27 protein-coding genes and 1 tRNA gene are annotated in these 25435 nt (G+C 64.5%); 13 read left to right on the top strand and 15 right to left on the bottom strand.

Annotated elements, in window-relative coordinates; translation table 11 throughout:
- Nucleotides 1–95 precede the first annotated feature (95 nt).
- Together SX1_RS03630 and SX1_RS03625 are read left to right on the top strand one after the other, a co-directional pair.
- Nucleotides 96–1406, top strand: coding sequence for a dicarboxylate/amino acid:cation symporter (locus tag SX1_RS03630; RefSeq protein WP_019051968.1), 1311 nt, complete (start codon nucleotides 96–98; stop codon nucleotides 1404–1406).
- Nucleotides 1403–1999 (top strand): Pr6Pr family membrane protein, encoded by a 597-nt coding sequence (locus SX1_RS03625; protein WP_019051967.1) that lies wholly within the window; start codon nucleotides 1403–1405, stop codon nucleotides 1997–1999. The genes SX1_RS03630 and SX1_RS03625 overlap by 4 nt, the downstream gene beginning before the upstream one ends.
- On the opposite strand, the gene SX1_RS03620 is transcribed toward SX1_RS03625, so the two are convergent.
- Together SX1_RS03620 and SX1_RS03615 are read right to left on the bottom strand one after the other, a co-directional pair.
- Nucleotides 1996–2175 (bottom strand): hypothetical protein, encoded by a 180-nt coding sequence (locus SX1_RS03620; RefSeq protein ID WP_017181657.1) that lies wholly within the window; start codon nucleotides 2173–2175, stop codon nucleotides 1996–1998. The genes SX1_RS03625 and SX1_RS03620 overlap by 4 nt on opposite strands.
- A gap of 48 nt (nucleotides 2176–2223) precedes the next feature.
- Complete coding sequence (locus SX1_RS03615; protein ID WP_017181658.1) at nucleotides 2224–3513, bottom strand: adenylosuccinate synthase; 1290 nt, start codon at nucleotides 3511–3513, stop codon at nucleotides 2224–2226.
- Between the two features lie 236 nt (nucleotides 3514–3749).
- On the opposite strand from SX1_RS03615, the gene SX1_RS03610 reads away from it, so the two are divergent.
- Nucleotides 3750–4616, top strand: coding sequence for an alpha/beta hydrolase (locus tag SX1_RS03610; RefSeq protein ID WP_026149479.1), 867 nt, complete (start codon nucleotides 3750–3752; stop codon nucleotides 4614–4616).
- Here the strand turns inward: SX1_RS03610 and SX1_RS03605 are convergent.
- The 3 genes from SX1_RS03605 to SX1_RS03595 form a co-directional block, all read right to left on the bottom strand.
- The gene (locus SX1_RS03605; RefSeq protein ID WP_019051965.1) at nucleotides 4613–5743 is read right to left on the bottom strand and encodes an ATP phosphoribosyltransferase regulatory subunit; all 1131 of its coding nucleotides are present in this window, start codon (nucleotides 5741–5743) and stop codon (nucleotides 4613–4615) included. The two genes, SX1_RS03610 and SX1_RS03605, sit on opposite strands and share 4 nt — an antisense overlap.
- Before the next feature lie 132 nt (nucleotides 5744–5875).
- On the bottom strand, nucleotides 5876–7456 hold the full coding sequence (gene serA / locus SX1_RS03600; protein ID WP_017181661.1) for a phosphoglycerate dehydrogenase: 1581 nt from the start codon (nucleotides 7454–7456) through the stop codon (nucleotides 5876–5878).
- Nucleotides 7457–7583: 127 nt separating this feature from the next.
- Entirely contained in the window at nucleotides 7584–8744 is a 1161-nt protein-coding gene (locus SX1_RS03595) for a phosphoserine transaminase (protein ID WP_019051964.1), read from the bottom strand.
- A 191-nt stretch (nucleotides 8745–8935) separates the two neighbouring features.
- Between SX1_RS03595 and SX1_RS03590 the strand changes: the two genes are divergently transcribed.
- The 4 genes from SX1_RS03590 (at nucleotide 8936) to dapD (ending at nucleotide 12229) form a co-directional block, all read left to right on the top strand.
- Entirely contained in the window at nucleotides 8936–9601 is a 666-nt protein-coding gene (locus tag SX1_RS03590; protein ID WP_019051963.1) for an extensin family protein, read from the top strand.
- A 73-nt stretch (nucleotides 9602–9674) separates the two neighbouring features.
- The gene (locus tag SX1_RS03585; RefSeq protein WP_017181664.1) at nucleotides 9675–10550 is read left to right on the top strand and encodes an LOG family protein; all 876 of its coding nucleotides are present in this window, start codon (nucleotides 9675–9677) and stop codon (nucleotides 10548–10550) included.
- Between the two features lie 174 nt (nucleotides 10551–10724).
- Complete coding sequence (locus SX1_RS03580; protein ID WP_019051962.1) at nucleotides 10725–11396, top strand: pyrimidine 5'-nucleotidase; 672 nt, start codon at nucleotides 10725–10727, stop codon at nucleotides 11394–11396.
- Nucleotides 11393–12229, top strand: a complete 837-nt coding sequence (gene dapD, locus SX1_RS03575; RefSeq protein WP_019051961.1) for a 2,3,4,5-tetrahydropyridine-2,6-dicarboxylate N-succinyltransferase — start codon at nucleotides 11393–11395, stop codon at nucleotides 12227–12229. The genes SX1_RS03580 and dapD overlap by 4 nt, the downstream gene beginning before the upstream one ends.
- 7 nt (nucleotides 12230–12236) lie before the next feature.
- On the opposite strand, the gene SX1_RS03570 is transcribed toward dapD, so the two are convergent.
- The 4 genes from SX1_RS03570 to SX1_RS03555 are packed head-to-tail and all read right to left on the bottom strand — an operon-like array spanning nucleotide 12237 to nucleotide 15447.
- Nucleotides 12237–13250: a DUF2891 domain-containing protein gene (locus tag SX1_RS03570; RefSeq protein WP_019051960.1), complete on the bottom strand. Its 1014-nt coding sequence runs from the start codon at nucleotides 13248–13250 to the stop codon at nucleotides 12237–12239.
- Nucleotides 13247–14182: a DUF979 domain-containing protein gene (locus tag SX1_RS03565; protein ID WP_019051959.1), complete on the bottom strand. Its 936-nt coding sequence runs from the start codon at nucleotides 14180–14182 to the stop codon at nucleotides 13247–13249. The genes SX1_RS03570 and SX1_RS03565 overlap by 4 nt, the downstream gene beginning before the upstream one ends.
- Entirely contained in the window at nucleotides 14179–14847 is a 669-nt protein-coding gene (locus SX1_RS03560) for a DUF969 domain-containing protein (RefSeq protein ID WP_019051958.1), read from the bottom strand. Before SX1_RS03560 ends, SX1_RS03565 begins: the two co-directional genes overlap by 4 nt.
- 12 nt (nucleotides 14848–14859) lie before the next feature.
- Nucleotides 14860–15447, bottom strand: a complete 588-nt coding sequence (locus tag SX1_RS03555; RefSeq protein WP_026149477.1) for a PAS domain-containing protein — start codon at nucleotides 15445–15447, stop codon at nucleotides 14860–14862.
- A 121-nt stretch (nucleotides 15448–15568) separates the two neighbouring features.
- Between SX1_RS03555 and folE the strand changes: the two genes are divergently transcribed.
- Together folE and SX1_RS03545 are read left to right on the top strand one after the other, a co-directional pair.
- Nucleotides 15569–16186, top strand: coding sequence for a GTP cyclohydrolase I FolE (gene folE / locus SX1_RS03550; RefSeq protein WP_019051956.1), 618 nt, complete (start codon nucleotides 15569–15571; stop codon nucleotides 16184–16186).
- Between the two features lie 30 nt (nucleotides 16187–16216).
- Complete coding sequence (locus SX1_RS03545; RefSeq protein WP_019051955.1) at nucleotides 16217–17182, top strand: NAD(P)/FAD-dependent oxidoreductase; 966 nt, start codon at nucleotides 16217–16219, stop codon at nucleotides 17180–17182.
- A 4-nt stretch (nucleotides 17183–17186) separates the two neighbouring features.
- Here SX1_RS03545 and SX1_RS03540 read toward each other — a convergent pair whose 3' ends face one another.
- The 5 genes from SX1_RS03540 to SX1_RS03515 all read right to left on the bottom strand — a co-directional run bounded on the left by SX1_RS03540 (nucleotide 17187) and on the right by SX1_RS03515 (nucleotide 19482).
- On the bottom strand, nucleotides 17187–17780 hold the full coding sequence (locus SX1_RS03540) for a nitroreductase family protein (protein WP_019051954.1): 594 nt from the start codon (nucleotides 17778–17780) through the stop codon (nucleotides 17187–17189).
- A gap of 66 nt (nucleotides 17781–17846) precedes the next feature.
- Nucleotides 17847–18017 (bottom strand): hypothetical protein, encoded by a 171-nt coding sequence (locus SX1_RS24470; RefSeq protein ID WP_019051953.1) that lies wholly within the window; start codon nucleotides 18015–18017, stop codon nucleotides 17847–17849.
- A gap of 213 nt (nucleotides 18018–18230) precedes the next feature.
- A complete protein-coding gene (locus SX1_RS03530; protein ID WP_019051952.1) occupies nucleotides 18231–18491 on the bottom strand; it encodes a hypothetical protein in 261 nt (86 codons plus the stop codon).
- Nucleotides 18492–18680: 189 nt separating this feature from the next.
- On the bottom strand, nucleotides 18681–19334 hold the full coding sequence (locus SX1_RS03520; protein ID WP_019051950.1) for a glutathione S-transferase: 654 nt from the start codon (nucleotides 19332–19334) through the stop codon (nucleotides 18681–18683).
- Nucleotides 19335–19392: 58 nt separating this feature from the next.
- Nucleotides 19393–19482: transfer RNA gene (locus tag SX1_RS03515), tRNA-Ser, on the bottom strand.
- A gap of 148 nt (nucleotides 19483–19630) precedes the next feature.
- On the opposite strand from SX1_RS03515, the gene hspQ reads away from it, so the two are divergent.
- From hspQ to SX1_RS03495, 4 genes are all read left to right on the top strand, one after another.
- The gene (hspQ, locus tag SX1_RS03510) at nucleotides 19631–20002 is read left to right on the top strand and encodes a heat shock protein HspQ (RefSeq protein ID WP_019051949.1); all 372 of its coding nucleotides are present in this window, start codon (nucleotides 19631–19633) and stop codon (nucleotides 20000–20002) included.
- Nucleotides 19959–20708 (top strand): GDSL-type esterase/lipase family protein, encoded by a 750-nt coding sequence (locus SX1_RS03505; RefSeq protein ID WP_017181679.1) that lies wholly within the window; start codon nucleotides 19959–19961, stop codon nucleotides 20706–20708. The genes hspQ and SX1_RS03505 overlap by 44 nt, the downstream gene beginning before the upstream one ends.
- Nucleotides 20709–20802: 94 nt before the next feature.
- Nucleotides 20803–22764, top strand: coding sequence for an OPT family oligopeptide transporter (locus SX1_RS03500; protein ID WP_231377672.1), 1962 nt, complete (start codon nucleotides 20803–20805; stop codon nucleotides 22762–22764).
- A gap of 96 nt (nucleotides 22765–22860) precedes the next feature.
- Complete coding sequence (locus tag SX1_RS03495) at nucleotides 22861–23043, top strand: DUF3606 domain-containing protein (protein ID WP_019051947.1); 183 nt, start codon at nucleotides 22861–22863, stop codon at nucleotides 23041–23043.
- A gap of 61 nt (nucleotides 23044–23104) precedes the next feature.
- Here the strand turns inward: SX1_RS03495 and SX1_RS03490 are convergent, their stop codons facing one another.
- A complete protein-coding gene (locus SX1_RS03490) occupies nucleotides 23105–25435 on the bottom strand; it encodes a TonB-dependent receptor plug domain-containing protein (protein WP_019051946.1) in 2331 nt (776 codons plus the stop codon).

The following is a 25435-nucleotide window of genomic DNA, read 5'->3' as shown; positions in this document are numbered from 1 at the left end:
TCCCTTGATGCTATAGCGAAATGACCTGTGACTTAGGGTGCAACTCGCAGCCGGGCCGGACCGTTGGGCAGGTGCGGCAACAGGAGGACAGGCCATTGACCGGCACGAGCCAGGAACCAAGCGCTGAAACCGGCACAAGGACGGCGGCCCTGTCGCTCCAGTGGCAGATGCTGGCGGGTTTCGTCATAGGGCTGGTGGTGGGCCTGGCCGTCTATATGGCCGCGCCCGACGCGCGCTGGGTCGATCATGTCACGACCTATGTGACCGGGCCGATCGGCCAGATTTTCCTGCGCCTGCTGTTCATGCTGGTCATTCCGTTGCTGGTGTCGGCGCTGATCGTGGGGATCGCCGAAATGGGCGAGATCCGCGCGCTGCGCCGCGTGGGGCTGCGTACATTGGTTTACACGCTGATCGTGTCGGCCATTGCGGTGGCGGTCAGCCTGCTGGTGGTCGACCTGCTCCGGCCCGGTGCGGGCATCGACCCGGCCATGGCGCGGGCGATGCTGAACGACGCGGCACCGGGCGCGAAGGCGATATTGAGCCGGGGCGATGACGCGCCGCAGGGCATGGCCGCCTTCATCGCGATGATCCCCGACAATATCGTCGCGGCCATGGCGGGCAACGACATATTGGCGGTGATGGTCTTTGCCCTGTTCTTCGGCATCGGACTGATGCTGGTGCGGACGCCGCAGACGCAATTGCTGCTGAGCGCGATGGAGGGCCTGCTGGCGGTGACAATGCGCTTGATGGGGCTGGTCATCCGCCTGGCGCCGATCGCCATCGCCTGTTTCATGTTCAACCTGGCCGCCCATTTCGGCTGGGACTTGCTGATCCGCCTGTCCGCCTATGTCGGCGTGGTGCTGCTGGCGCTGGCGATCCAGATGTTCGGCATCTATTCGCTGCTGATCACCTTCATCGCCAAACGATCGCCGCTTCGCTTCTTCGCTTCCGTGCAGGAGGCGACGGTAATGGCCTTTGCCACCGCCTCTTCCAACGCGACCCTGCCGACCGCCCTGCGCGTGGCCGAAGAGGAATTGCGCCTGCCCCGCCGCATCGCCCGTTTCGTCCTGACCATCGGCGCGACCGCCAACCAGAATGGCACGGCGATGTTCGAGGGGATTACGGTCATCTTCCTCGCCCAGTTTTTCAGTATCGAACTCAGCATCGCCCAGCAGGTCATGGTGATGATGATGTGCATATTGGGCGGCATCGGGACAGCGGGCGTACCGGCCGGATCGCTGCCGGTGGTGGCGATGATATTGGGCATGGTCGGCATTCCGCCCGAAGGGATCGGGCTGGTGCTGGGGGTCGACCGGCTGCTCGACATGTGCCGCACCGCGCTGAACGTAACCGGCGATCTGGTCGCGGCGACGGTGATCGCGGCGGGTGAGGAGGACCAGCCATGATGGCAAGGATAGCGGCGGCGATCGTGGCGCTTGTCGCACTGGCCGGGCTGGTCGTGCAATTCGCGGCGACGCTGGACCAGACAGGGTCGGTAGCAGGCACGCTCTGGACATTGCTGCGCTACTTCACGGTGCTGACCAATCTGCTCGTCGCGCTGGCCTTTGGCTGGGTCGCGATCGGTGGCCGGCCGCATCCGCGCCGACTGGCAGGCGTCATGCTGGCGATCCTGCTGGTCGGGATCGTCTATGGCCTGCTGCTGCGCGGACTGTTGACGTTGAGCGGCGGCGCGCTGCTCGCCGATACGCTGCTGCACAAGGTGACGCCGGTGCTGGTCCCCCTGTGGTGGATCGCCTTTGCGGTGCGAGGCCAGTTGCGATGGCGCGATCCATGGGGATGGACGCTGTTTCCCGCGCTCTATTTGCCCTATGCCTTGCTGCGCGGCATGGCGGAGGGGCGCTATGCCTATCCGTTCATCGACGTCGCGAAGATCGGCATCGGCACGGTGCTGGTCAATGCCGTGCTGATCGCCATGGGGTTCGTCGCGGCTGGCCATGCGCTGGTCTGGATCGACCGGCGCATGGCCCGAAGCGGCTAACGCAGCTTGGCGATATTCAGCCCGTCTTCCTTGGCGCGGGCCTTCGTTGATTCCTCGGTCCGGGTCAGCGCCTTGGCAATGGCCTTGAGGCCCATGCCCTTTTTCGCCAGCAGGTGCAGCTTCTGGATCTCGTCCTGGGTCCAGGGCTGCCGGTGCCGTTCGAATTTCTCGGCCATGTGTCGTCCTTCGGAAAGATCGCAGGCTATGCCCGCCCCCCTATACCCTTAATCCGCGAACGGATCGCGCACCAGGATGGTATCCTCGCGTTCCGGGCTGGTGGATACGAGCGTGACCGGGCAGCCGATCAGTTCCTCGATCCGGCGGATATATTTGATCGCCTGCGCCGGAAGGTCCGCCCAGCTGCGCGCGCCAGCGGTCGTGTTGTGCCAGCCTTCGATCGCTTCGTAGATCGGCTGGGCCTTGGCCTGATCCTGGGCATGGGCGGGCAGATAATCGTAGGTCTGATCGCCAATCTTGTAGCCGACGCAGATGTTGAGCGTGTCGAACCCGTCCAGCACGTCAAGCTTGGTCAGCGCGATGCCGGTGACGCCCGACACGGCGATCGACTGGCGCACCAGCACCGCGTCGAACCAGCCGCAGCGGCGCTTGCGGCCGGTGACGGTGCCAAATTCATGGCCGCGCTCGCCCAGCCGCTGGCCAGTGGCGTCCTCCAGCTCGGTCGGGAACGGGCCGGAGCCGACGCGGGTGGTATAGGCCTTGACGATGCCCAGCACGAAGCCCGCCGCATTGGGGCCAAGGCCGGTGCCGCTGGCCGCCGTGCCCGCGACCGTGTTGGACGAGGTGACGAAGGGATAGGTGCCATGGTCGATGTCGAGCAGCGTGCCCTGCGCGCCCTCGAACAGGATGCGCTTGCCCGCCGCCTTGGCGCGGTTGAGCGTCAGCCAGACGGGCTTGACGAAGGGAAGGATGAAATCGGCAATCTCGGTCAGTTCCGCCATCAGCGCGGCGCGGTCGATCGGCGGTTCGCCAAAACCGGCGCGCAGCGCGTCATGATGGGCGGTCAGCCGGTCCAGCTGCGGGCCGAGATCGTCGAGATGAGCAAGGTCGCACACGCGGATGGCGCGGCGGCCGACCTTGTCCTCATAGGCCGGGCCGATGCCGCGCCGGGTGGTGCCGATCTTGCCCGCGCCGCTCGCATCCTCGCGCAGGCCATCAAGGTCGCGGTGGAAGGGCAGGATCAGCGGGCAGGTTTCGGCGATCTGGAGATTGTCGGGCGTGATCGACACGCCCTGCGCGGTCAGCTTGGCGACTTCATCGCGGAAGTGCCAGGGATCGAGCACCACGCCATTGCCGATCACCGACAGCGTGCCGCGCACGATGCCCGATGGCAGCAGCGAGAGTTTATAGACTTTCTCGCCCACGACGAGCGTGTGGCCAGCATTATGGCCACCCTGGAAACGGGCGACGACATCGGCGCGCTCCGACAGCCAGTCGACGATCTTGCCCTTGCCCTCGTCACCCCATTGGGCGCCGATCACGGTTACATTTGCCATGGATACAGATCTCCGCCCGCCGCGCGGACCGGCCATGCCCTTCGACGGGACTCGACATGCCGGTAGGATCGATTGGGCGCCTGACAGAATATGGGGCACCCGGTGCGGGCGCGGGTTAGCGGCGCGGGGCTGGCGCGTCAAGGCGGAGGGACGATTACACTTTGATACAGCGCAACAGCTTTACGTGGTGAAGCAGGCGCGCGATCCTGATTGTCCGTCGTTCGTGGAGATACGCCGTGCGGATAGCCTTGATCCTTGTCCTGTGCCTGTCGCTTCTGTCCCCCGCCCATGGAGCGCCGCTGCGCGCGCCCCCCGGCGAACAAGTGATGGCCTATGGCAGCGATCCGGCGCAGACGCTGGATTTCTGGCCGGGCAAAACCGACAGCAAGCCGAACATAGTGCGGCCATTGGTGATCTTCGTCCATGGCGGGGGATGGAAGCGCGGTAGCAAGGACAATGCCACCGGACGCTATAAATCCGTTCACTATCAACAGCTTGGATATGCTTTCGCGTCCATCGACTATCGCCTGGTGCCTGGTGCCACGGTCGAGCAGCAGGCGCAGGACGTGGCCGATGCCGTTGCCTTCCTGCGCCGCCGCGCGGCGACATTGGGGGTCGATCCGGGCCGGATCGTGCTGATGGGGCATAGTGCGGGCGCGCATCTGGTCGCGCTGGTGGGGACGGACATGCGCTATTTCGCCAAAGCAGGGCTGTCGCCCGACGCCGTGCGCGGCATCATCCCGCTGGATGGGGCGGCCTATGACGTGGCGGCGCAGATGGCGCAATCGGGCCGGTTCATGAAGGGCACCTATGAACAGGCGTTCGGCACCGATCCCGCGCGGCAACAGGCGCTGTCGCCGACTCGCCATGCCGCCCGGCCCAACGCCCCGGCCTTCCTGATCCTGCATGTCGACCGGGACGATGGCACGGCGCAGTCGCAGGCGCTGGCCGCAGCCTTGAAGCGCGCGGGTACGCCCGTCGAGATACGGGCGCTGGAGGGTCGCGGGCTGCGCGGCCATATGCAGATCAACCGGCAGATGGGCGATCCGGCCTATCCGGGCACGGCCATGGTCGACGACTGGCTGGCGCGAGTCTTCCGTTAGAAGGCGCGCAGTTCCGCGCCATCGAGCCAATGCGAACAGCGCAATGTCGCGCCATCCTCATCGCCGACCAGCGCGGCGACGGTGTGCCAGCCCTCGGCCCGCAATTCGGCGGCGCGGGCCGCATCCGCGCCCAGCGGCAGGAACAGCCGCCGGGGCGCCTTGTCGCCAAAACCAGCGTCGATCAGCGGATCGGGATAAAGGGAAAAGCCGATGGCTGGCTCCTCCTCTCCGTCGGCGCGCAGGATGGCATAGCTGCCGCCCCGGCCGATTTCGCCGATAAAGCCTTCGGCAAAGATCGAGAAGCCAAACCAGTTCTGATATTCAAAACCGTGCCGCTCGGTCGGATCGAGCGTCAGCGTGATGTCCCAGCCGATCGGCTTGGCGATGGCGCGCAGGCCCGCGATACGGCTGTCGATCGCGCCGCCAAGGCTGGCATTGAAGGCTTCGAGCCGCTCCATCGCGGCGTGGAACGGCCCCGTCGCCTCGATCAACGGCAGATAGGCCGCGGCCTGCGGCCCCAGCGCGACGAGGGCGCCTGCATCCTTGGCGTCCAGTTCGGTGCGGACCGCTTCCAGTTCACCCGCCGCCAGCGGCAAAGGCCCGGCGGCCAGCATGTCGATCAGGTCGGGCAGGGTGAAATCGATGGTAAGGCCGCTGACGCCCGCCGCCTGCAACGCCTCGATCGCGACATTGACGATCTCGACGACGGCCGTGACGCTGTCCGACCCGATCAGTTCGGCCCCGACCTGCAACTTCTCCCGCTCCGGGCGCAGCTGATTGGCTTTGAGCCGGATCACCGGCCCGGCATAGGAAAGGCGCATCGGGCGCGGCGCAGTGGCCAGGCGAGTCGCGGCGATGCGGCCGACCTGCGCCGTCATGTCCGGGCGCAGCGCCAGGCTGCGCTGCGACACGGGATCGACGGCGCGAACCAGATCCTGCGCGCGCATGGATTTGAGGCGCTGGGTCAACGTATCCTCAAACTCCGCGAGCGGCGGCATGACCCGTTCATAGCCATGAGTGGCAACCGTATCCAGAACGCGGCGGGCAAGCCGGGCGGAGGCTTCGGCCTGCGGCGGCAGGCGGTCGGACAGACCCTCTGGAAGGAGGCTGGGCGGGATCATGGTCATGGCTTGCGCCTTTAGCGGAAAATTGGCGCTAGGCCATCCCCATCCACCGTTCGGGCTGAGCCTGTCGAAGCCCTGTCCTTTTAAGAAGAACAGTCCTTCGACAGGCTCAGGACGAACGGGTAAGGGGGCAGCTTAGGCGAAGCGCAGCACCTTCACCTGCTTCACGCCGGTCAGGTTGCAGATTTCCCAGCGCAGCGGTTCGGTGACGGTGCCGTCGACCGACAGCAGCAACACCGCTTCGCCGCCCTGGTTGCGACGGCCCAGGTGGAAGGTGCCGATATTGACGTCGGCTGCGCCGAGCGTCGACCCCAGGCGGCCGATGAAACCGGGCGCGTCCTGGTTGACGATGTAGAGCATGGTGCCGTCGAGATCGGCCTCCACCTTGATGCCGAACAGTTCGACCAGGCGGGGGCTGGCATGGCCGAACAAGGTGCCCGCGACCGAACGCTCGCCGCTTTCGGTGGTGACGGTGACGCGCACCAGCGTCTGATAATCGCCTTCGCGGTCATGGCGCACTTCGCGCACGTCAAGGCCGCGTTCCTTGGCCAGGAAGGGCGCGTTGACCATGTTCACCGTGTCCGAATAGACGCGCATCAGGCCCGCCAGCACGGCGGCGGTGATGGGCTTCTGGTTCAGTTCGGCGGCATGGCCTTCCACCTCTACCGCAACGCCGGTGATCTGGTCGCCTTCGAGCTGGCCGACCAGGCTGCCCAGCTTCTCCGCGATCGCCATATAGGGCTTGAGCTTGGGCGCTTCCTCCGCCGACAGGCTGGGGACGTTGAGCGCATTGGTGATGCCGCCGTCGAGCAGATAGTCGGACAGCTGTTCGGCGACCTGCAACGCCACATTGACCTGCGCTTCATCGGTCGACGCACCCAGATGCGGGGTGCAGATGAAGTTGGGCGTGCCGAACAAGGGCGATTCCTTGGCCGGTTCGGTCTGGAACACGTCCAGCGCGGCGCCCGCGACATGGCCCGAATCGAGCGCGTCCTTGAGCGCGGCCTCGTCGATCAGCCCGCCGCGCGCGCAGTTGACGATACGCACGCCCTGCTTGGTCTTGGCCAGATTTTCGCGGCTCAATATGTTGCGGGTCTGGTCGGTCAGCGGCGTGTGCAGCGTGATGAAGTCGGCCTTCGCCAGCAGCGTGTCGAGATCGGCCTTTTCCACGCCCATTTCGATGGCGCGTTCCGGCGTCAGGAACGGATCGAAGGCGACGACCTTCATTTTCAGGCCCAGCGCGCGGCTGGCGACGATCGAGCCGATATTGCCGGCGCCGATCAGGCCCAGCGTCTTGCCGGTGACTTCCACGCCCATGAAGCCGTTTTTCGGCCACAGGCCCTGCTGGGTCTGGGTGTTGGCTTCGGGAATCTGGCGCGCCAGCGCGAAGATCAGCGCGATGGCATGTTCGGCGGTGGTGATCGAGTTGCCGAACGGCGTGTTCATGACGATCACGCCCTTGGCCGAGGCGTAGGGGATGTCGACATTGTCGACGCCGATGCCAGCGCGGCCAATGACCTTGAGGTTGGTGGCGGCGTCGAGAATGTCCTTTGTCACCTTGGTCGAGGACCGGATGGCAAGGCCGTCATACTGGCCGATCATGGCCTTCAACTCTTCGGGGGTCTTGCCGGTGATGACGTCGACTTCGACGCCGCGCTCACGGAAAATGGCGGCGGCGCGGGGGTCCATCTGGTCGCTGATAAGTACCTTGGGCATCTGTATTTCCTTTGGAAAATAGTCCCGTCATCCCCGCGAAGGCGGGGATCCATCTCCGACCGTTGCACCTGTCAATATGGTGGGAGATGGGTTCCCGCCTTCGCGGGAATGACGGCTTTGTTTTAGATTAAGCAGCCTTTACGGTCGCATAGGCCCAGTCGAGCCAGGGACCGAGCGCTTCGATGTCGGCAGTATCGACGGTCGCGCCACACCAGATGCGGAGCCCGGCGGGGGCATCGCGATAGCCCGCGACGTCGAACGCGGCGCCTTCCTTTTCGAGCAATGCGGCGAAGGCCTTGATAAAGGCTTCGTCGGCACCTGCAACGGTCAGGCAAACGCTGGTTTTCGAGCGCGAGGCTTCATCGACCGCGAGATGGCCGAGCCAGTCGCGCTCGGCTACGATCCTGTCCAGAGCCGCGGCATTGGCGTCGCTGCGGGCGATCAGGCCAGCGGCGCCGCCGATCGACTTGCCCCATTCCAGCGCAAAGATCGCATCCTCGACCGCCAGCATGGACGGGGTGTTGATCGTTTCGCCCTTGAATACGCCTTCGGCCAGCTTGCCCTTCGACACCAGCCGGAACACCTTGGGCAGCGGCCAGGCGGGGGTGTAGGTTTCGAGCCGTTCGACCGCGCGGGGACCAAGGATCAGCACGCCATGGCCGCCCTCGCCGCCCAGCACCTTCTGCCAGGAGAAGGTGGCAACGTCGATCTTCGCCCAGTCGATGTCATAGGCGAACACCGCGCTGGTCGCGTCGGCGAAGGTCAGCCCTTCGCGATCCGCCGGGATGAAATCGGCATTGGGGACGCGGACGCCCGACGTGGTGCCATTCCAGGTGAACAGCACGTCGGTGCTGAAATCGACCGCCGACAGATCAGGCAGCTGGCCATAGTCGGCGCGAATGACGGTGGGGTCGAGCTTCAACTGCTTGGCGGCATCGGTCACCCAGCCTTCGCCAAAGCTTTCCCAGGCGATGGTCGTGACCGGGCGCGCGCCCAGCATCGTCCACATCGCCATTTCAAAGGCGCCGGTGTCGGAACCGGGGACGATGCCGATGCGGTGGGTGTCGGGCAGGTTCAGCAATTCGCGCATCAGGTCGATGCAGTAAGCGAGGCGGTTCTTGCCGATCTTGCTACGGTGCGAGCGGCCCAGCGAGTCGGTGGCGAGCGCAGCGGCGCTCCAGCCCGGAGGCTTGGCACAGGGACCGGAAGAGAAAAAAGGGCGAGCCGGCAGAGTCGTCGGCTTGGCGGCAGGCGCAATACGGGCGCCGGCTTCGGTAACTTCAGTCATGTAGCTTCTCCTTACAGAGAGCAGCGCGGCGTTGGGACCGCGTGGCCCGTCGGCCGCCCTAGAGATTTCGGCGGACCTGTCAAGCCGGTTGCGAAAATGACCCAGTGCTAAAAACGGGACGAGCCGTGCCCGCCGTTAACCATCAGCAAGACTTGTCCTGCTACCATGGCTGGCTCCTGATAGAGCGGGCGATGACGATGACGATGTTTCGCGGCGCGGCGCTGGCCGTGACGATGGCGATGATGCTGAGCGCGTGCGGCGGCGATCTGGTGCCGCGTGGCCGTGTGGCGCGCGTCTCCAAGCCCGCGCGTCCGGCAGCGCCGCAGCCGATGGCGTTTCGCCAGTGTTTGGCGAAACTCAATGCGCAGGCGATCGCCTATACCCCCCTGCCCGACCGGACGTTCGGCGGCGGGTGCAGCGCGCTGAGCAGCGTCAAGCTGATCGACTTTGGCGTGCCCGCGACCAATCTGGGCGCGATGACTTGCCAACTGGCCGCCAATTTCGCCGCCTGGGCGCGCTATGGCGTGCAGCCCGCCGCGCGCGCCATATTGGGGACGGAGATCGTGCGGATCGAGACGTTCGGCACCTATAATTGTCGGCCCATCGCAGGCCTTGGTAAATTGTCCGAACATGCCCATAGCAACGCGATCGACGTCGCCGCCTTCGTGATGGCCGACGGGCGCAAGATCAGTGTCGAACAGGGATGGAACGGCGATCGGGAGACGCGCCAGTTCCTAAAGGTCATCCACGCCAGCGCCTGCAAGCGGTTCAACACCGTCCTCAGCCCCGATTATAACGCGGCCCATCGCGACCATTTTCATTTCGACATGGGCGGGCGCGGCGGGTTTTGCCGTTGAGCGCCAAACAGGAGGGCGGGTTTTGCAGGTAATCCGCCTTGGCAATGTCATCTGCGCCCCTTAAGTCGTGGGGATGACAAAAAAAGACATTGAAGAACGCAAATTCCGCCCCGCCAGTCAGGAGGCGGCGGACGCCCGCAAGGCGATCGATACGCCCCAGACCAGCAGCAGCGCCTACAGGCTGGCCTTTCAGGACACCGAATTTCTGCTGCGCGAGGATCTGCGCCCGGTCCGGTTCCAGTTGGAATTGCTGAAGCCGCAATTGTTGATGGACGAAGCGCGAATCGAATCGACCTTCGTTTTCTATGGTTCCGCCCGCATTCCCGAACCCGATCAGGTACAGGCCCGGATCGACGCTGCGACCACGCCGGAACAGAAGCGCATTGCCGAAAATCTGGGCAAGAAGGCGCATTATTATGATGAAGCCCGCAAGCTGGCGAGCATCGCAGCGCAATATCCGGTGAACGCGGCGGGATGCCGCCACTTCGTCGTCTGTTCAGGCGGCGGCCCTTCCATCATGGAAGCGGCCAATCGCGGCGCGGCCGATGTCGGCCAGACCACGATCGGCATGAACATCGTCCTGCCCCACGAACAGGCGCCCAATCGCTTCGTCACGCCGGAACTGAGTTTCCAGTTCCACTATTTCGCGCTGCGCAAGATGCATTTCCTGTTGCGGGCGCGGGCGCTGGCGGTGTTCCCCGGCGGCTTTGGCACGTTCGACGAGATGTTCGAACTGCTGACCCTCATTCAGACCGGCAAGATGAAGCCCATTCCCATCCTGCTGTTCGGCAAGGAATTCTGGAACCGGGTGGTCGATTTCGAGGCGCTGGCCGATGAAGGCGTGATCGCGCCGGCTGACCTCAACCTCATCACCTGGGTCGAAAGCGCCGACGAAGCATGGCAGGCGGTGCAGGCCTTTTATGAGGATAGCGAACCGCTGGGATGTTGAACACTCCTCTCCCCATGGGGGAGAGGGCAGCGAGAGTTGGCGGCTTTGCCGCCTGGTCGCAGCCGGAGAGGGGGTGCGTCGCACGCCATGCCCATCCCCCTCTTCCAACTTCTCCCCCACGGGGAGAAGGGTTAGTGGCTTGCCCTTCCCGGCGCACGGGACTAGGGCGCGGCCATGCTTGCCGATCTGGCCCATGTCGACACCTGGATCTTCGATCTGGACAACACGCTTTATCCGGCGAAGGCGGACCTGTTTGCGCTGATCGACGTGAAGATGGGCGAATTCATCCAGGGGCTGCTTGGCTGCGACCCGGTCATCGCGCGGCAGACGCAGAAGCGCTATTTCATGGAGCATGGCACGACCCTGTCGGGCCTGATGCACCATCATGGCATCGAGCCGCGCGACTTTCTCGACTATGTCCATGACATATCGATGGACCGGCTGGAGGTCGATGCGGAGCTGAATGCCCATATCGCCGCGCTGCCGGGCCGCCGCCTGATCTTCACCAATGGCGATGCGGACTATGCCGGCCGCGTGCTCGACAAGCTGGGCCTGTCCGGCCTGTTCGAGCAGATCCACGACATTCATGCCTGCCAATATGTGCCCAAGCCCGATCCGTCGGGCTATGCCGAATTGTGCCGCGTCCATGATGTCGACCCGACCCGCGCCGCCTTTTTCGAGGATATGGCGCGCAATTTGCGGCCCGCCAAGGCGATCGGCATGGCGACCATCTGGGTCAATAATGGCTCCGAAGCGGGCAATCATGACCATCATCCCGATTTTATCGATTTCGAGACCGATCATCTGAGGCCGTTTCTGGCCGGCATTTTTGGGGAAAGCGCATGACCGACCTGCAAAGCATAATCGACGCCGCCTGGGAGGACCGGGCCAATGTGAGCCTGACCACGCAAGGGGCGGTGCGCGATGCTGTGAACGCGGCGCTTGCCCTGCTCGACAGCGGCAAGGCGCGCGTCGCCGAGCCGACCGCCGATGGCTGGCAGGTCAACCAGTGGCTCAAGAAAGCCGTGCTGCTTTCCTTCCGCCTGAATGACAATGTGTTGATCGAAAACGGTCCCGGTGGCGGTTATTGGTGGGACAAGGTGCCCAGCAAATTCGCAGGCTGGGGCGAGGCGGAGTTCCGCGCCGCCGGTTTCCGCGCGGTGCCGGGCGCACTTGCCCGCGCGGGCGCGCATATCGCCAAGAATGCGATCCTGATGCCCAGCTTCGTCAATATCGGCGCGTTCGTGGATGAAGGCACGATGGTCGACGCCTGGGTGACGGTGGGCAGCTGCGCGCAGATCGGCAAGAATGTCCATCTGTCCGGCGGCGTCGGCATTGGCGGCGTGCTGGAACCGTTGCAGGCCGACCCGGTCATCATCGAGGATGACTGCTTCATCGGCGCGCGGTCCGAAGTGGTCGAAGGCGTGCGCATCGGCAAGGGATCGGTCCTGTCGATGGGCGTGTTCATCGGCCAGTCGACCAAGATCATCGACCGCGCGACCGGCGAAGTGTTCATGGGCGAAGTGCCGCCCTATTCGGTGATCGTGCCGGGATCGCTGCCCGGCAAGCCGCTGCCCGACGGCACGCCCGGACCCAGCCTCTATTGCGCCGTGATCGTCAAGCGGGTGGACGCGCAGACCCGGTCGAAGACTGGGATCAACGACCTGCTGCGGGATTGATCCAAATTCACCCTCCCCGCGCCGGGGAGGGTCGTTCCAGCGCCAGCAGCGCGAACGTCGCCAGCCAATGTTCCCCCATATAGTCGCCAGCGACATGGGGCAGGCTGGCGGCGATATGCCGTTCCGCTGCATCCAGCGCCGATGCCGCGACCGGATCGCCCGGTCCCAGCGCAGCGGCAATCGCGCGCCAGCACCAGCCGCGGCTGAGGTTCAGGCCATCGAGATGGGCGATCTTGCCATCGCTGCGGTCCGACACGGTCGCGGGAGTGAATAAGGTCGCCGGTTCACCCTGCGCCAGATGCGGCAGGAAGGCGTGGAACCAGTCGGCGAAATCGGCCCGTGCCAGCAGGCGGCTCATCAACAGCGCCTCACACAGAGCGGGCGAGAGAAATTCGTCGCCGCCCGGCTCCCATGCCTGGCAGGCGCGATCATCGCCGAACCAGTGCAGCGCCCGATCGCGGATCAGCGCCATCAGCGCGGGATCACGCCCTTCGGCCCATTCCAGCGCCAGCGTCAGGGCAAAGGCGATGTTGAAATGGGTGCCGACGCGCAGCGGATAGGTAAGCTTTGGCAGGAAGGCGTGGAAGCGCGCGGCGAAGGCCAGCGCCAATGGTTCCAACGCCGCCGCCCAGGGCGCTTCATGCCGCGCCAGTTCGCCATGCAGGGCCAGCGCCCACGCCCAGCCATAGGGCCGTTCAAAACCCGTAGCCGTGGGCCGCGCGAGGAACGCGAGTTCGCCCGCCACTTTGTCCGGCACCAGCATTGCGTCGGCCTGCGCCCGGATGGCGCTGGCCTGCGGCATGTCCGGGTAGAGCCGCAGCAGCCGCATCACCTGCCACCAGCCATGGACGCAGCTATGCCAGTCGAAACTGCCGTGGAAGATCGGATGATGGTCGGCCGGTTCGCGCGCATCCTGCGGCCCGGCCAGCACCAGATCCATCTTGTAAGGGTAGCGCCGTCCCAGATGGGACAGGGTCAGCGTGGCAAAGCCATTGGCCATGTCGGGGGTCAGGTGCGTCATGGGAAAGCCAGACAATAAATGAGCGCGATGTTGACGGCCAGCAGCGGCAAAGCCGTGCCGACCTGTTGCCTGATGACGCCATGCTTGTCTTTAAGTTCCAGCAGGGCGGCAGGGACGAGGTTGAAATTGGCCGCCATCGGCGTCAGCAGCGTTCCGCAGAAACCCGCCAGCATCCCGATGGCGCAGACGATCGCGGGATCGCCGTGATAGGTGCGGATCAGCAGGGGTATGCCGATGGCGGCGGTCATTACCGGGAAAGCGGCAAAGGCGTTGCCCATGACGATGGTGAAGAGCGCCATGCCAAGGCCATAGGCGATCACCGCGCCAAGCAAACTGCCCTGCGGAATCGCCTGGCTCACAAGCCCGCCGACCGCGTCACCGACCCCGGCCAGCGCAAATACCGCGCCCAGGCTGGCGAGCATCTGCGGCAGGATCGCCGCCCAGCCGACCTGATCCATCAGTCGCCGCCCCTGCTGCATCGGGACGATCGGCCCGGCGCGCAGCCACAGGCAGCCAGCCATCAGGGCGATCACCACGCCCAGCGCCAGCGCAATGAGCGTTGCCTGCTTGCCATCGACCCAGGTTGGCACGCCCTTGAAGAGCAAGGTGCCGACCAAAGCGGTGGCCGGAATGACCAGCGCAATGGCGAACAGCCCGTTGCCAAAACGCCCTGCCCGTTCCTGCCGCACCCTGTCCGGCACCATGCCGCCGCCCCGGCCCAGCCCGGACGCCGCCAGCGCCACCAGCCCCAGCACCAGCACGCCATTGCCCAGATCGCCCAGCGAATCCCCGGCCCACATCGACAGCGCCAGCAGCGCCCAGAAAGCAGCCGTCCGGCGGGCGCGCGGATTGCTGGTGTCGTTGACGCCCAGCAGCGCAAAGGCGGCGAAGATCGCGCCTGCCAGCGCATAGACCCAGTGCAGCGTGATCATGGCCGTTCCGCCCGGTTCAGGCGACGGTCGAGCCGCCACAGCCTGAACCCGTGGATCAGGAGGGCGGCGATCGCGGTCGGGATGGCCCAGACCGACAGCTGGAGCGGCTCAAGGCTGATGCCATATTGTTCCAGCAGCCCCTTGATCAGCAGGATCGACCCGATCGCCAGAAATATATCCTCGCCAAAGAACAGCCCGACATTGTCGGTTGCCGCCGCCATCGCCTTGACCTGCTCCCGCTCCGCATCGTCCAGATCGCCCGACTGGCGTTCTGCGGCGGCCTCCGCGATCGGCGCGACCAGCGGGCGCACGGTCTGCGCATGGCCCGCCACCGACGTCAGCCCCACCGCCGCCAATCCCTGCCGCGCCAGCAGATAGAAGATCAGGAAACGACCGACCGTCGCCCCGCGCATCCGCCCGATCAACCCGCGCGCGCGTTCCTGCAACCCATGCGCCTCCAGCAGCCCGACCACCGGCAGCACGATCCAGATGATGCTGACATAGCGCGCTTCGTTGAACGCCTTGCCAAAGGCGGCGAGGATCGCGAGCGGATCAAGCCCGGCCGCGATCCCCGTCACGACCGCCGACGCCAGGATGACGAGCAGCGGGTTGAAGCGCAGCACGAAACCCGCAACGATCACCGCGATGCCGAGCAGCACCCACATCAGTCGGGCGCCCTAATAGCCAGCCTCTATCGCCAGCCTGATCCCTTCCGCCCCGGTCCTGACGCCCAGCGCCTTGAGCATCGCGGCGCGGTGCATCTTCACCGTGCGTTCGGTCAGGCCCAGATCCCAGGCGATCTGCTTGTTGAGCTTGCCCGCCGCCATCGCGATCAGCACGTCACGCTGGCGCGACGTCAATGCAGCGATCCGCTCACGCGCGCCCGACGATCGTTCCGCGCCCGCCGCGTCCGGGCTTTCCACCGCCATTTGCGAGCCCAGAAAATAGTCCAGTTCGCCATCGACGCCAAAGATGGGCGCGACCATCACGGCGTTGCGGAACGGCGTGCCGTCCTTGCGGTAATTCAATATCTCCACCAGCACCGGCCGCCGTTCACGCACGCCAGCGCGGATCGTCTCGCTGAGCCAGGGTTCGGTATCCGGCCCGGACAGGAAGCGGCAATTGCGCCCGACAATTTCATCCCGCGTATAGCCGGTCAGCGCAATGAAGGCTTCATTGCATTCGACAATCGGATTGTCGGGCAGGCGGGGGTTGCTGATCACGGCGGCGATCGCGCTGTTGGCGATCATTTCAGACAGAGACATGGGCACTCACAGACTGGCGGGCGATCGGCGGATGCGGTGCCCCTTTGGGCATGTTGCCCCAAATGCCCCGCCTGCCGCAAGCAGGCTGCACCAGGCCCCTGATGAACGAAAGGGAAAGGCCATGAATTTTATCCCCACTGGCCTTGGCGGCTATGCTTTCGACGATGATGGCCGCCCGATCGTGCCTGAAGCCGTGCAGGACGCGGTGCGAACGCTGATTCGCTGGGCCGGGGACGATCCGGACCGCGAAGGTTTGCGCGATACGCCGGCACGGGTCGGGCGGGCATGGCGCGATTATTGCACCGGCTATGAGGAAGATCCCGGCCGCCATTTGGCCCGCACGTTCGAGGAAGTCGGCGGCTATGACGAGATCGTCCTGCTGAAGGACATTCCGTTCCAGTCGCATTGCGAACATCATATGGCGCCGATCACCGGCAAGGCTTCGATCGCCTATCTGCCGCGCAACCGGGTGGTGGGCATATCGAAGCTTGCCCGCGTGCTGCACGGCTTTGCCCGGCGGTTGCAGGTGCAGGAACGGCTGACCGCCGAAGTGGCGCAAAGCATTCAGGACCATCTCCAGCCCCATGGCGTCGCGGTGGTGATAGAGGCGCAGCATGGCTGCATGACGGGCCGGGGCGTGCGTACGCCCGGCGTGGCGATGGTCACCAGCCGCCTGCTCGGCTGCTTCCTCGACGATCGCGCCAGCCGCCGCGAACTGCTTGCGCTGATGGGCTATTGACGGTGGGCTATTGAAACAGGACATCACAGGGTGACGCTGGCAATCATAGGCGCAGGCATGGCCGGGCTGGCCTGCGCCGACCGGCTGGCGGAGGATGGCATCGCCGTGCGCCTGTTCGACAAGGGGCGCGGGCCGGGCGGGCGCATGTCTACCCGCCGGGTGGAAACCGCGATCGGCACCGCCAGTTTCGATCATGGCGCCCAATATTTTACCGTGCGCGACCCGCTGTTCCGCCTTCAGGTCGATGGCTGGGCCGCAGCCGGGGTCGCTGTTCCCTGGCCTGAAGCCGGGGCAGACGCCTGGATCGGCAACCCCGCGATGAACGCGCCGATCCGCCACATGGCGGCAGCTCATCGGGTGGATTTCCTGCATCATGTCCATGGCCTGCAACGCGACGCGGCCGGTTGGTGGGTGCGGCTGGACGCGGGCATGGAGGGGCCGTTTGACGCGGCCATCGTCGCGCTGCCTTCCGAGCAAGCCGCCACCATATTGGGCCTGCACGATCTGGCCATGGCGCGGGTGGCGATGACGGCGCGATCGCAACCCTGCTGGACCGCGATGATCGCCTTTACCGAACCCGTCGACCTGCCGGTCGATCATCTGACCGGCGGCGGCATCCTGTCATGGGCGGCGCGCAACAGCGCCAAGCCGGGACGCGACGGGCCGGAAGCCTGGGTCGTGCAGGCCAATGGCGCCTGGTCGGCCACCCATCTGGAAGAAAGCCCCGACACCATCGCCCCCCTGTTGCTCGATGCGCTGGGGCAGATGACCGGCGGGGCCGCGTTGCCGCCCGTGGCGTACCTTACCGCGCACCGCTGGCGCTTCGCCATGACGCGCGGCACCGACAATGGCGCGCTGTGGAACGATCATATCCGGCTGGGCGCGTGCGGCGACTGGCTGCTGGGGCCGCGCGTCGAACTGGCCTGGCTGTCTGGCCGGATGCTCGGCGCGCGGGTTGCGCAGGATTTGACGATGCCGGTTGCCCGGTCGGGCTGACGCCTTAATCCACGAAATTTCCCGGTCGGGCGAACGTCGCGATATCCTTGCGGTCGCTCGGCACCTCGCGCGCTTGCAAGGCTTCGGGCAGGGCCGACTTGTCGCCCATCCGCCCGATCGCCACCGCGGCCTCGATACGGAAACGGTCCGGCACCGCCAGTTCGGCACGGGCGGCATCGAAATCCACGCCGCTCATCGCATGGGTGTGATAGCCCAGCCGCGTCGCCTGTAGCGCCAGCAAGGCCCAGGCCGCGCCCGCATCGAAACTGTGGCTGTGCGACGGCTTGAAATCGTCCGATCCCGGCGCGGCAGTCAGCGTATCGGACAGGATATAGACCAGCGCGCCGGCATGCTGCACCCAGCTTTGGTTGAAGGGCAACAGGAGGCCAAGGAACCGGCTCCAGTCGGTGCTGTCGCGATGGGCATAGAGAAAACGCCATGGCTGGTAATTGAACGCCGACGGCGCCCAGCGCGCCGCATCGAACAGCGTATCGAGATCCCCCTGCGGGATGGGCGACCTGTCAAAGGCGCGGGGCGACCAGCGTTCCACAAATAACGGATCGACCGCGCGGGTCACGGTACGGGGACTGGTGGCCATGGAGGTTCCTTGCGTGCAGGTGAAAGACCGCCTCCATATAGGGTGGATATTGCAGTTGCGAAGGGGTCAGCGGATCGCTTCGCAGGGCTGGCCGGGCCGATTGCCCGGATCATGCGCCCGCATGAAAGTATCGGCGTCCCGCTCCAGCAAAATCACCGTGGGTTCGCGCAAGAGCGCCCGCGCCAACCGCGCCCGCAATCGGGCAAAGCGCCCGTCCTGCCCATATCGTTCGATCATGCATCCCCCTGCCGACTCACGCAGCTTATCTATCGATCCTATAGACAAAAATCGCGCAAGCAATGCTGGGCAGCGAGACAGAAATGCTTTGGGGTGGGCGGCGGCGTGGCGCGCCGGGTCCGGCACGGCAGCCGGAATCGGGTCAGGCCGGTCTGGCAGGACCGGCCACCCTGAAGATTGGGGGGCACCCTGACGCGGGTGCCTGCAACAGTGTCAGCGCTGGGCCAGCTGGACGCTCGACTTGCGGCTGATGGTCAGGCCGTTGCGGGCCCATTCGCCCTTCGACTGGCACTGGGTGACGGGGACCAGCGAACCGGTCACCGTTTCGCGGAAGCAATAGCGGTCGGTCTTGGCGTCATAGGTCACCTTGGCTTTTCCAAAGCTGCCCCGTGCCTCGGCAAAAGCGGGGGTGCTGGCGGCCGAAACGGCGAGCGTGGCGGCAACAACGGCGGCGGCGAAAGCGATGGTCTTCATGATGAATGTCTCCCTGAATGATGGTTGGCGATCCGTATTGGATCATGCCAACAACATTGCAGGAGGCGTGCCAGTTTGAAGAAATCGCGGAAAACCGTGACTTTCCGATCCAGCTTCTGAACATGACGTGAATTTTTCACTATTGGTTGGCAATATTTCCGAACTGTCCGCCATTTTTTCGCGATCGATTCAGGCAATATTTTCCTTGGCCGCTGCAGGCGGAAAAATCACCGGCGCGCCACCCTCGCGCCAGGGCGGGACGCGCAGCATCGCGGCGGCGAACAGGGGGCTATGCAAATGAATGTCGAGCCAGCGACGCAGATGGGGCAGCGGCTGCGCTTCGAACCAGGCCGGGTCGATTGCCGCGAACTGTCGGACGAACGGGAAGATCGCCATATCGGCCAATCCGCGCGCCGCGCCGCATAGCTGCGCGCTGATGTGCAATCGACGGTCGAGCACATGCAGCCAGTCCAGCGCCGCGCCGCGGTGGACCGCCGGATCGCTGCCATGGCGATCGGGATATTTGGTCCGGTCCAGATGCATCTTGAACGGGCCGTCATTGGCGGCGATCAGGCCAGCATCGTCCCGCATCAGCCATCCTTCCGGATCGGTCCGCCCCAGCGCCCAGCGCATGATGTCGATACTCTGGTCGATCGCCTGCCCATCGGGCAGCACCAGCACTGGCACGGTCGCCTTAGGCGATGCCTGCCGCAACGCATCCGGCTTGTCGCGCAGCACCACTTCGCGCAGCGCAACCGCCTGCCCGCTCACCAGCAAAGCCAACCGGGCGCGCATCGCATAAGGGCAGCGGCGGAAGCTGTAGAGAATGGGAAGCGACGACATGGGAAACACCGCCCTTATCGCGCAAAAGCACCACGACAGCAATGGATCGACAGAAAACTGGCGGAGAGGCAGGGATTCGAACCCTGGGTACCGTCACCGGCACGCCGCATTTCGAGTGCGGTGCATTCGACCACTCTGCCACCTCTCCGCAGAAGGCCGGGACATGCGGCTTTTCGCACAGGAAAAGCCCGTCCCAACCGGGTCGAGCGCGGCCATTAGCGAATGAATCCCGCCTTGCCAAGCAGGCTTGTCGGTATTTTTCTTGTGTGGCGGGCGAAGGCTCCTAAATTGGACATATGAGAAACACGATTCAGATTTTCGGCACGGGCGTCAGCGCGCCGCCGATTGTCCATGCCCGCTTCAGCATTGGCGACGTCGTCAAGCATCGCATGTTTGGCTTTCGCGGCGTCGTGTTCGACATTGACCCGGTGTTCGCCAATAGCGAGGAATGGTATGACGCCATCCCCGAACATGCGCGGCCAGACAAGCAGCAGCCATTCTACCATCTGCTCGCCGAAAATGGCGAATCCAGCTATGTGGCCTATGTCAGTCAGCAGAATCTGATCGCCGACGACAGTGACGAGCCGGTCGATCACCCTGCCATTACAGGTATGTTCGGTGCCTATGCGGACGGCAAATATCGCCTGCGCCACCTCCATCGCCACTAGGGCGACTGCCGCGCTGCTGCTGGCGCTCGCCGTGCCCGGCGCGGCTGGCGCGCAGGCGCAGGATCGGCCGCCCAATCCCGACCCCGCCTTTCCTTTCGCGCGGGAGATCGAGGCCTTTGCCAAGGCCAATGCCAAAAGCCCGCCGGTGGATGGCGCCACCCTGTTCCTGGGCAGTTCCAGCATCCGACTGTGGGACATAGCGGCAAGCTTTACCGACATTCCGACGGTCAATCGCGGCTTTGGCGGGGCCAGCACGCCCGATGTGTTGCGCTATTATCGTCGCCTTCTCCCGCCGATCGAACCGCGCACGATCGTCGTCTATGTCGGCGAGAATGACCTGGCTGCGGGCGCCAGCCCCGACCGGGTCACCACCGACATATTGACCCTGCTCAAGCGGCTGCGCAGCGACTATCCGCGCGCGGCGATCGCCTTCCTTTCCCTGAAACCCAGCCCGATCCGCTGGACCTTATGGTCCAAAATGGCGGCGGTGAATCAGGCGATCGCCCATCGCGCCGCGAAGGAGCGCTTCACCTTCCTAGACGTCGGCAGCCTGTTATTGGCGCGTGACGGCCTGCCCGACGCCTCGCTCTTTCGCCCGGACGGACTGCATATGAACCCGCGCGGCTACCAGCGCTGGACGCGACTGGTCGACAATTGGCTCGATCACGCCACTCAAACGCCAAATGCGACAAGAAAGGCCTCCTGAGCCACCCGATTGCACTTTCCGATTGATCCATAGCCAAGCAACATTATTACAAGTCCAGGCGACAAGCGCCAAGCCAAGGGGATAAAGGGTGACAATGGAGAAGGCACAGGCCAGCGCGATGGCCGAACTGACGCTGCGCGGGGTGATCCTCGGCGCGCTCATCACGCTCATCTTCACTGCCGCCAACGTCTATCTTGGGCTCAAGATCGGGCTGACCTTCGCCACATCGATCCCCGCCGCCGTCATCTCGATGGCGGTGCTGCGCCTGTTCGCAACCGGCACGATCCTGGAAAATAATATCGTCCAGACCATCGCGTCGGCCGCAGGCACCTTGTCCGCGATCATCTTCGTGCTGCCGGGGCTGGTCATCATCGGCTGGTGGCAGGGCTTTCCCTACTGGCTTTCGGCCTGCACCATCGCCCTGGGCGGCATATTGGGCGTCATGTATTCCGTGCCGCTGCGCCGCGCGCTCGTCACCGGATCGCCCCTCCCCTATCCCGAAGGCGTCGCCGCCGCCGAAGTGCTGAAGGTCGGCGCCGGATCGCGGCTGGGCGAGGAAGAAAATAAGCGCGGCCTGTCCGCGATCCTGCTGAGCGCGCTGGCCGCCGCTGCCTTTTCCATCGTCGCCAAGACCCGGCTGCTGGCTGAGGAAGCCGCAACCTTCTTCAAATTCGGTGCAGGCGCGACATCCATGTCGACCAGCTTTTCCATGGCGCTGATCGGCGTTGGGCATCTGGTCGGCCTGTCGGTCGGCGTTGCCATGTTCGTGGGCCTGCTGATCAGCTGGGTCGGCATCGTCCCCTACCTGACAGCGCCCTTGCCCGCCGGCGCGGACCTGGCTGATCTGGTCGGCACCACCTTCCGCATGAAGGCGCGCTTCATCGGCGCAGGGACGATCGGCGTCGCCGCGATCTGGACCCTGCTCAAAATCCTTGGCCCCATCGTCAGCGGCATCCGGTCCGCCATGGTCGCCAACGCCACGCGCAAGGCGGGCAACGCCGGCCTGCTGGAACTGACCGAGCGCGACCTGCCGATCGGCATTGTCGGCGGCACCATCATTGCGTCAATGCTGCCCATCGGCGTCCTGCTGTGGATTTTCGCCCAGGGCGGGCCGATCGCGGCCAATCCCATTCCGGTGATCGCGCTGACCTTGGCCTATGTGCTGGTCGCGGGCATCGTCATCGCATCGGTCTGCGGCTATATGGCCGGCCTGATCGGCGCGTCCAACAGCCCGATTTCGGGCGTCGGCATCCTGGCCGTGCTGGGCGCGTCGCTGATGCTGGCGGCGATCTACGGCTCCGGCGGCGATCCCGATCGCGCGCAGGCCCTGGTCGCCTATGCGCTGTTCACCACCGCGATCGTGTTCGGCATCGCCACCATTTCCAACGACAATCTGCAGGATCTGAAAACCGGCCAGCTGGTCGGCGCGACCCCGTGGAAGCAGCAGATCGCACTCATCCTGGGCGTGCTGTTCGGCGCGCTCGTCATCCCGCCCGTGCTCGACCTGCTCAACAGCGCCTTCGGTTTCGCCGGGGCGCCGGGTGCCGGTCCCAATGCCCTGCCCGCCCCGCAGGCCGCGCTCATTTCGGCGCTGGCCAAGGGCGTGCTCGGCGGCGATCTCGACTGGGGATTGATCGGCATCGGCGCGGGGATCGGCGCGGTCGTGGTGCTGGTGGATGAATTGCTGGGCAAGGCAGGCAAGCTGCGCCTGCCTCCGCTGGCGGTGGGCATGGGCATCTATCTGCCGATGGCGCTCACCCTGCTGATCCCGGTCGGCGCGGTGATCGGCCATCTCTACAATCGCTGGGCGCTGCGCCAGTCGCACCCGGAATTTGCCGAGCGGATGGGCGTGCTGATGGCCACGGGTTTCATCGTGGGCGAAAGCCTGTTCGGCGTCGCCTTCGCCGGGATCGTCGCGGCGACGGACAGCGATACGCCCCTCGCGCTGGTCGGCGAAAGCCACTGGGCCATTCCCCTGTCGATCCTGATCTTCGCGTCGGTGATCGGCGGCCTGTACGCCAAGCTGAGGCGCTGGGCTTCCGCGCCTCTGGCCTGACGGCCTCCGTCAAGCCCTGTCCTAAAGGGAAGCGGAAACGGATCGCTATTTGTGCATTGCTGATACTTTGGGAAGACTCACTAGACGGGCGCAGCGATGATCAACGACCATAACCAGGCAGGGCCGCCGGACGTAAACCATGTCAGTCTGGATGATGCCGAGGCGGTCGACTATTGGACCCGCCGTTTCGGCGTATCGCGCGAGGAACTGGAGGAAGCGGTCGATACAGTGGGCGAAAGCGTCGACGCCGTCGCGGCCTATCTGAACGTCGCGCCCTGACGCGAAAAAAGGGGCCGCGGCGGACGCGGCCCCTTTTCCTGCATTCCAAAAGCGGAGAAGGTCAGAAGGCGTAACGCGCCATGATCTGGAATACGGGGCCGGCCTTTTCGCTTTCCAGCTCATATTCGTCGAAATCGCGGTCGATCTGGTCGGCCAAATTGTCGAACTTGTTGAACGTCTCGCGCTTGGCGCCGTTCAGCAGGTTCGAGCCGACCGCGCGGATCGTGAAGGTCTTGCCAATCCGCTTTTCGACGAAGATTTCCAGGTCCGCGCCATAGGTGGTGGTCACTTCCTCCGCGATCACCCGGCCATATGCGCTACCCTGCTTGCGATAGGTCGCGCCGAATGCCGCGCCAGCCTGCGGGAAATCCTGAATGAAGCCGAAATTATAGACATATTTGGACTGGTCGTTGAACCGACGCTTGCCAGCAAAGTCGCTGATCTCGCTGTCCAGCAACGACAGATTGCCAAAAATGCCGGTGTTGGGCAGGCCGATAAAAGCCAAGTCGCTCGACAGGTCAAACTCCACGCCCCACACCTTGCCATTGCCCACATTCATCGGCTGATAGACGAATGTGCCTTCGCCTGCCGATCCTTCGACGCCGGTATTGGTCAATTCGATCAAATCCTTGACGTCGCGGTAGAAGAAGTTGACGCCAAAAATGCCGCGAGAACCCAGCCGATGTTCATAGCCAACATCAAAGCCCCAGGCGGTTTCTGGATCAAGTTGCGGGTTGCCCAGCAGATCGCTGTCGCCCACCTCTTCTTCCAGCGTCGCAGGCGACAGATAGTTGAATTCGGGGCGACGGTTCGTGCGGGCCGCCGATGCGATGATCCGGTTGCCGCCTCCCACATCGATCTTGACCGATGCTGACGGCAGCAGCTTGGCATAGTCGTTCGACTGGACTCGCAGTGCCGCAGCGGCGGTCTCGTCCGTGATGGTCAGGTCCGTGCTTTCATAGCGCAAGCCGACTTCCCAATTCAACACCGCGCTCTTGCCTTCGAACAGCGCAAACACATCGCGACGATCTTCTTCAATGGTGTTGAGGCCACCTGCGATCGGTTCCACGGGCGCAAAACCCGTGTTCAACGTAGTCGGGTTCTGGTTGAACTGGTCCCAATTGTTGCGGACGCTGGCGACGTTGAAGCGGTTGCGGATCGTGCCGATCGTGGTTTCGCGATCCTTGTTCTGGGTAAAGCCGCCAATGATGAACTTGATTGCTTCTCCCAATGGAACTGCGTGCTCCAGCTTTACCGACACTTCCTTGTCGACAATGGCTGACTGGGTCAGATCGGCGGTCAGGCGCGGCGTCGCCCGGTCGAAATCCACCTCATATTCGGTTTCGTCGCGATTCTCGTCGAATTTCGCAAAGCTCACCCGCACGCTGGTTTCGCCAAGCGACCATTTCTGGCTCAGCTTGCCGTCGATCGAATAATTTTCCTGATCGATCTTGGCGACATTGGCATTGTCGCTCAGCAGATTGCCGGTCGGGACCGGGCCGGTGATCGCGCTTGGGTCATCATATTCGAAGCTGCGCTCGGTTTCGGTGCGGTCGGTCTTTACGTAAAAGCCATTGAGCTTGAAATTGGTGTCGCCAGCGTCAATCTGATAGGTGCCGTTGAAGCTGTAATCCTTGCCGTCGCGGGTATCGCTCTGATCCTCGCGATTGTCGAAATCGTCCGCGGCGTAATCAGGGTTATTCTCCGGCGAATCGCCGTAGCGCAGGCTCTTCTTCTGCTTGGGGTTGTGCCGCCCCTGCAAATTCGCGCCCAGCAGCAAACGGCCCGGACCGACCTGACCGCCCCAGACCAGGCCCAGGCTCGGCTCGATTTCCTTGTCGTCATAATGCAGCGCGCCGGCGCGGATATAGCCGCCATTCAGCTCATAGCCGTCGCGCAGATTGATGTTGAGCGTACCCGCAACCGCGTCGCCCGTGCGGCGCGCGGAGGAGGAACGGACGATCTCGACGCTCGAAATCAATTCGGCAGGGATGCGGTCGAGGAAGAAGCTGCGGTCGGCGGCCGATCCGGGGACACGTTCGCCATTGATCAGGATCTGCGTATAGCCCGGCGGCAGGCCACGCAGGCGCGGTGCATCGCTTTCGATCACATCGGACAGGAAGGTGACCGATGGAACCCGCTTCAGGGCGTCACCCGCAGTCAGCGGCTCGAAGCGCTGGAAATAATCGGTGCCGTATTTCAGCACGGGTTCGGGCGTATCGGTACGGTCACGATAGCCGATGCCAGCGATGACGACGATGTCGGCGGCCTGGGTAATCGGCCCGTCCGTCCGCGCAACTTCGTCAGCAGCAGCAGGTGCCTGCGCACCAGCGGGTGTCGATACCAGAGCAAGCGAAGCACAACCTAGCATCAGCCACTTATTCGCGACCAT

Source organism: Sphingobium xenophagum NBRC 107872 (genome assembly GCF_000367345.1).
Classification (GTDB): Bacteria; Pseudomonadota; Alphaproteobacteria; order Sphingomonadales; family Sphingomonadaceae; genus Sphingobium; species Sphingobium xenophagum.
The sequence above is the reverse complement of the archived record's forward strand: the minus strand, read 5'-3'. Positions and strand labels throughout refer to the sequence as shown.

Bases quoted from the DNA above. Each gene is read 5' to 3' on its own strand.
- SX1_RS03625 (WP_019051967.1), top strand. From the start codon at position 1,403: ATGATGGCAAGGATAGCGGCGGCGATCGTGGCGCTTGTCGCACTGGCC.
- SX1_RS03620 (WP_017181657.1), bottom strand. From the start codon at position 2,175: ATGGCCGAGAAATTCGAACGGCACCGGCAGCCCTGGACCCAGGACGAG.
- SX1_RS03615 (WP_017181658.1), bottom strand. From the start codon at position 3,513: ATGGCAAATGTAACCGTGATCGGCGCCCAATGGGGTGACGAGGGCAAG.
- SX1_RS03605 (WP_019051965.1), bottom strand. From the start codon at position 5,743: ATGACCATGATCCCGCCCAGCCTCCTTCCAGAGGGTCTGTCCGACCGC.
- serA (WP_017181661.1), bottom strand. From the start codon at position 7,456: ATGCCCAAGGTACTTATCAGCGACCAGATGGACCCCCGCGCCGCCGCC.
- SX1_RS03595 (WP_019051964.1), bottom strand. From the start codon at position 8,744: ATGACTGAAGTTACCGAAGCCGGCGCCCGTATTGCGCCTGCCGCCAAG.
- SX1_RS03590 (WP_019051963.1), top strand. From the start codon at position 8,936: ATGACGATGACGATGTTTCGCGGCGCGGCGCTGGCCGTGACGATGGCG.
- SX1_RS03585 (WP_017181664.1), top strand. From the start codon at position 9,675: ATGACAAAAAAAGACATTGAAGAACGCAAATTCCGCCCCGCCAGTCAG.
- SX1_RS03580 (WP_019051962.1), top strand. From the start codon at position 10,725: ATGCTTGCCGATCTGGCCCATGTCGACACCTGGATCTTCGATCTGGAC.
- dapD (WP_019051961.1), top strand. From the start codon at position 11,393: ATGACCGACCTGCAAAGCATAATCGACGCCGCCTGGGAGGACCGGGCC.
- SX1_RS03570 (WP_019051960.1), bottom strand. From the start codon at position 13,250: ATGACGCACCTGACCCCCGACATGGCCAATGGCTTTGCCACGCTGACC.
- SX1_RS03565 (WP_019051959.1), bottom strand. From the start codon at position 14,182: ATGATCACGCTGCACTGGGTCTATGCGCTGGCAGGCGCGATCTTCGCC.
- SX1_RS03560 (WP_019051958.1), bottom strand. From the start codon at position 14,847: ATGTGGGTGCTGCTCGGCATCGCGGTGATCGTTGCGGGTTTCGTGCTG.
- SX1_RS03555 (WP_026149477.1), bottom strand. From the start codon at position 15,447: ATGTCTCTGTCTGAAATGATCGCCAACAGCGCGATCGCCGCCGTGATC.
- folE (WP_019051956.1), top strand. From the start codon at position 15,569: ATGAATTTTATCCCCACTGGCCTTGGCGGCTATGCTTTCGACGATGAT.
- SX1_RS03540 (WP_019051954.1), bottom strand. From the start codon at position 17,780: ATGGCCACCAGTCCCCGTACCGTGACCCGCGCGGTCGATCCGTTATTT.
- SX1_RS24470 (WP_019051953.1), bottom strand. From the start codon at position 18,017: ATGATCGAACGATATGGGCAGGACGGGCGCTTTGCCCGATTGCGGGCG.
- SX1_RS03530 (WP_019051952.1), bottom strand. From the start codon at position 18,491: ATGAAGACCATCGCTTTCGCCGCCGCCGTTGTTGCCGCCACGCTCGCC.
- SX1_RS03520 (WP_019051950.1), bottom strand. From the start codon at position 19,334: ATGTCGTCGCTTCCCATTCTCTACAGCTTCCGCCGCTGCCCTTATGCG.
- hspQ (WP_019051949.1), top strand. From the start codon at position 19,631: ATGAGAAACACGATTCAGATTTTCGGCACGGGCGTCAGCGCGCCGCCG.
- SX1_RS03505 (WP_017181679.1), top strand. From the start codon at position 19,959: ATGCGGACGGCAAATATCGCCTGCGCCACCTCCATCGCCACTAGGGCG.
- SX1_RS03500 (WP_231377672.1), top strand. From the start codon at position 20,803: ATGGAGAAGGCACAGGCCAGCGCGATGGCCGAACTGACGCTGCGCGGG.
- SX1_RS03495 (WP_019051947.1), top strand. From the start codon at position 22,861: ATGATCAACGACCATAACCAGGCAGGGCCGCCGGACGTAAACCATGTC.
- SX1_RS03490 (WP_019051946.1), bottom strand. From the start codon at position 25,435: ATGGTCGCGAATAAGTGGCTGATGCTAGGTTGTGCTTCGCTTGCTCTG.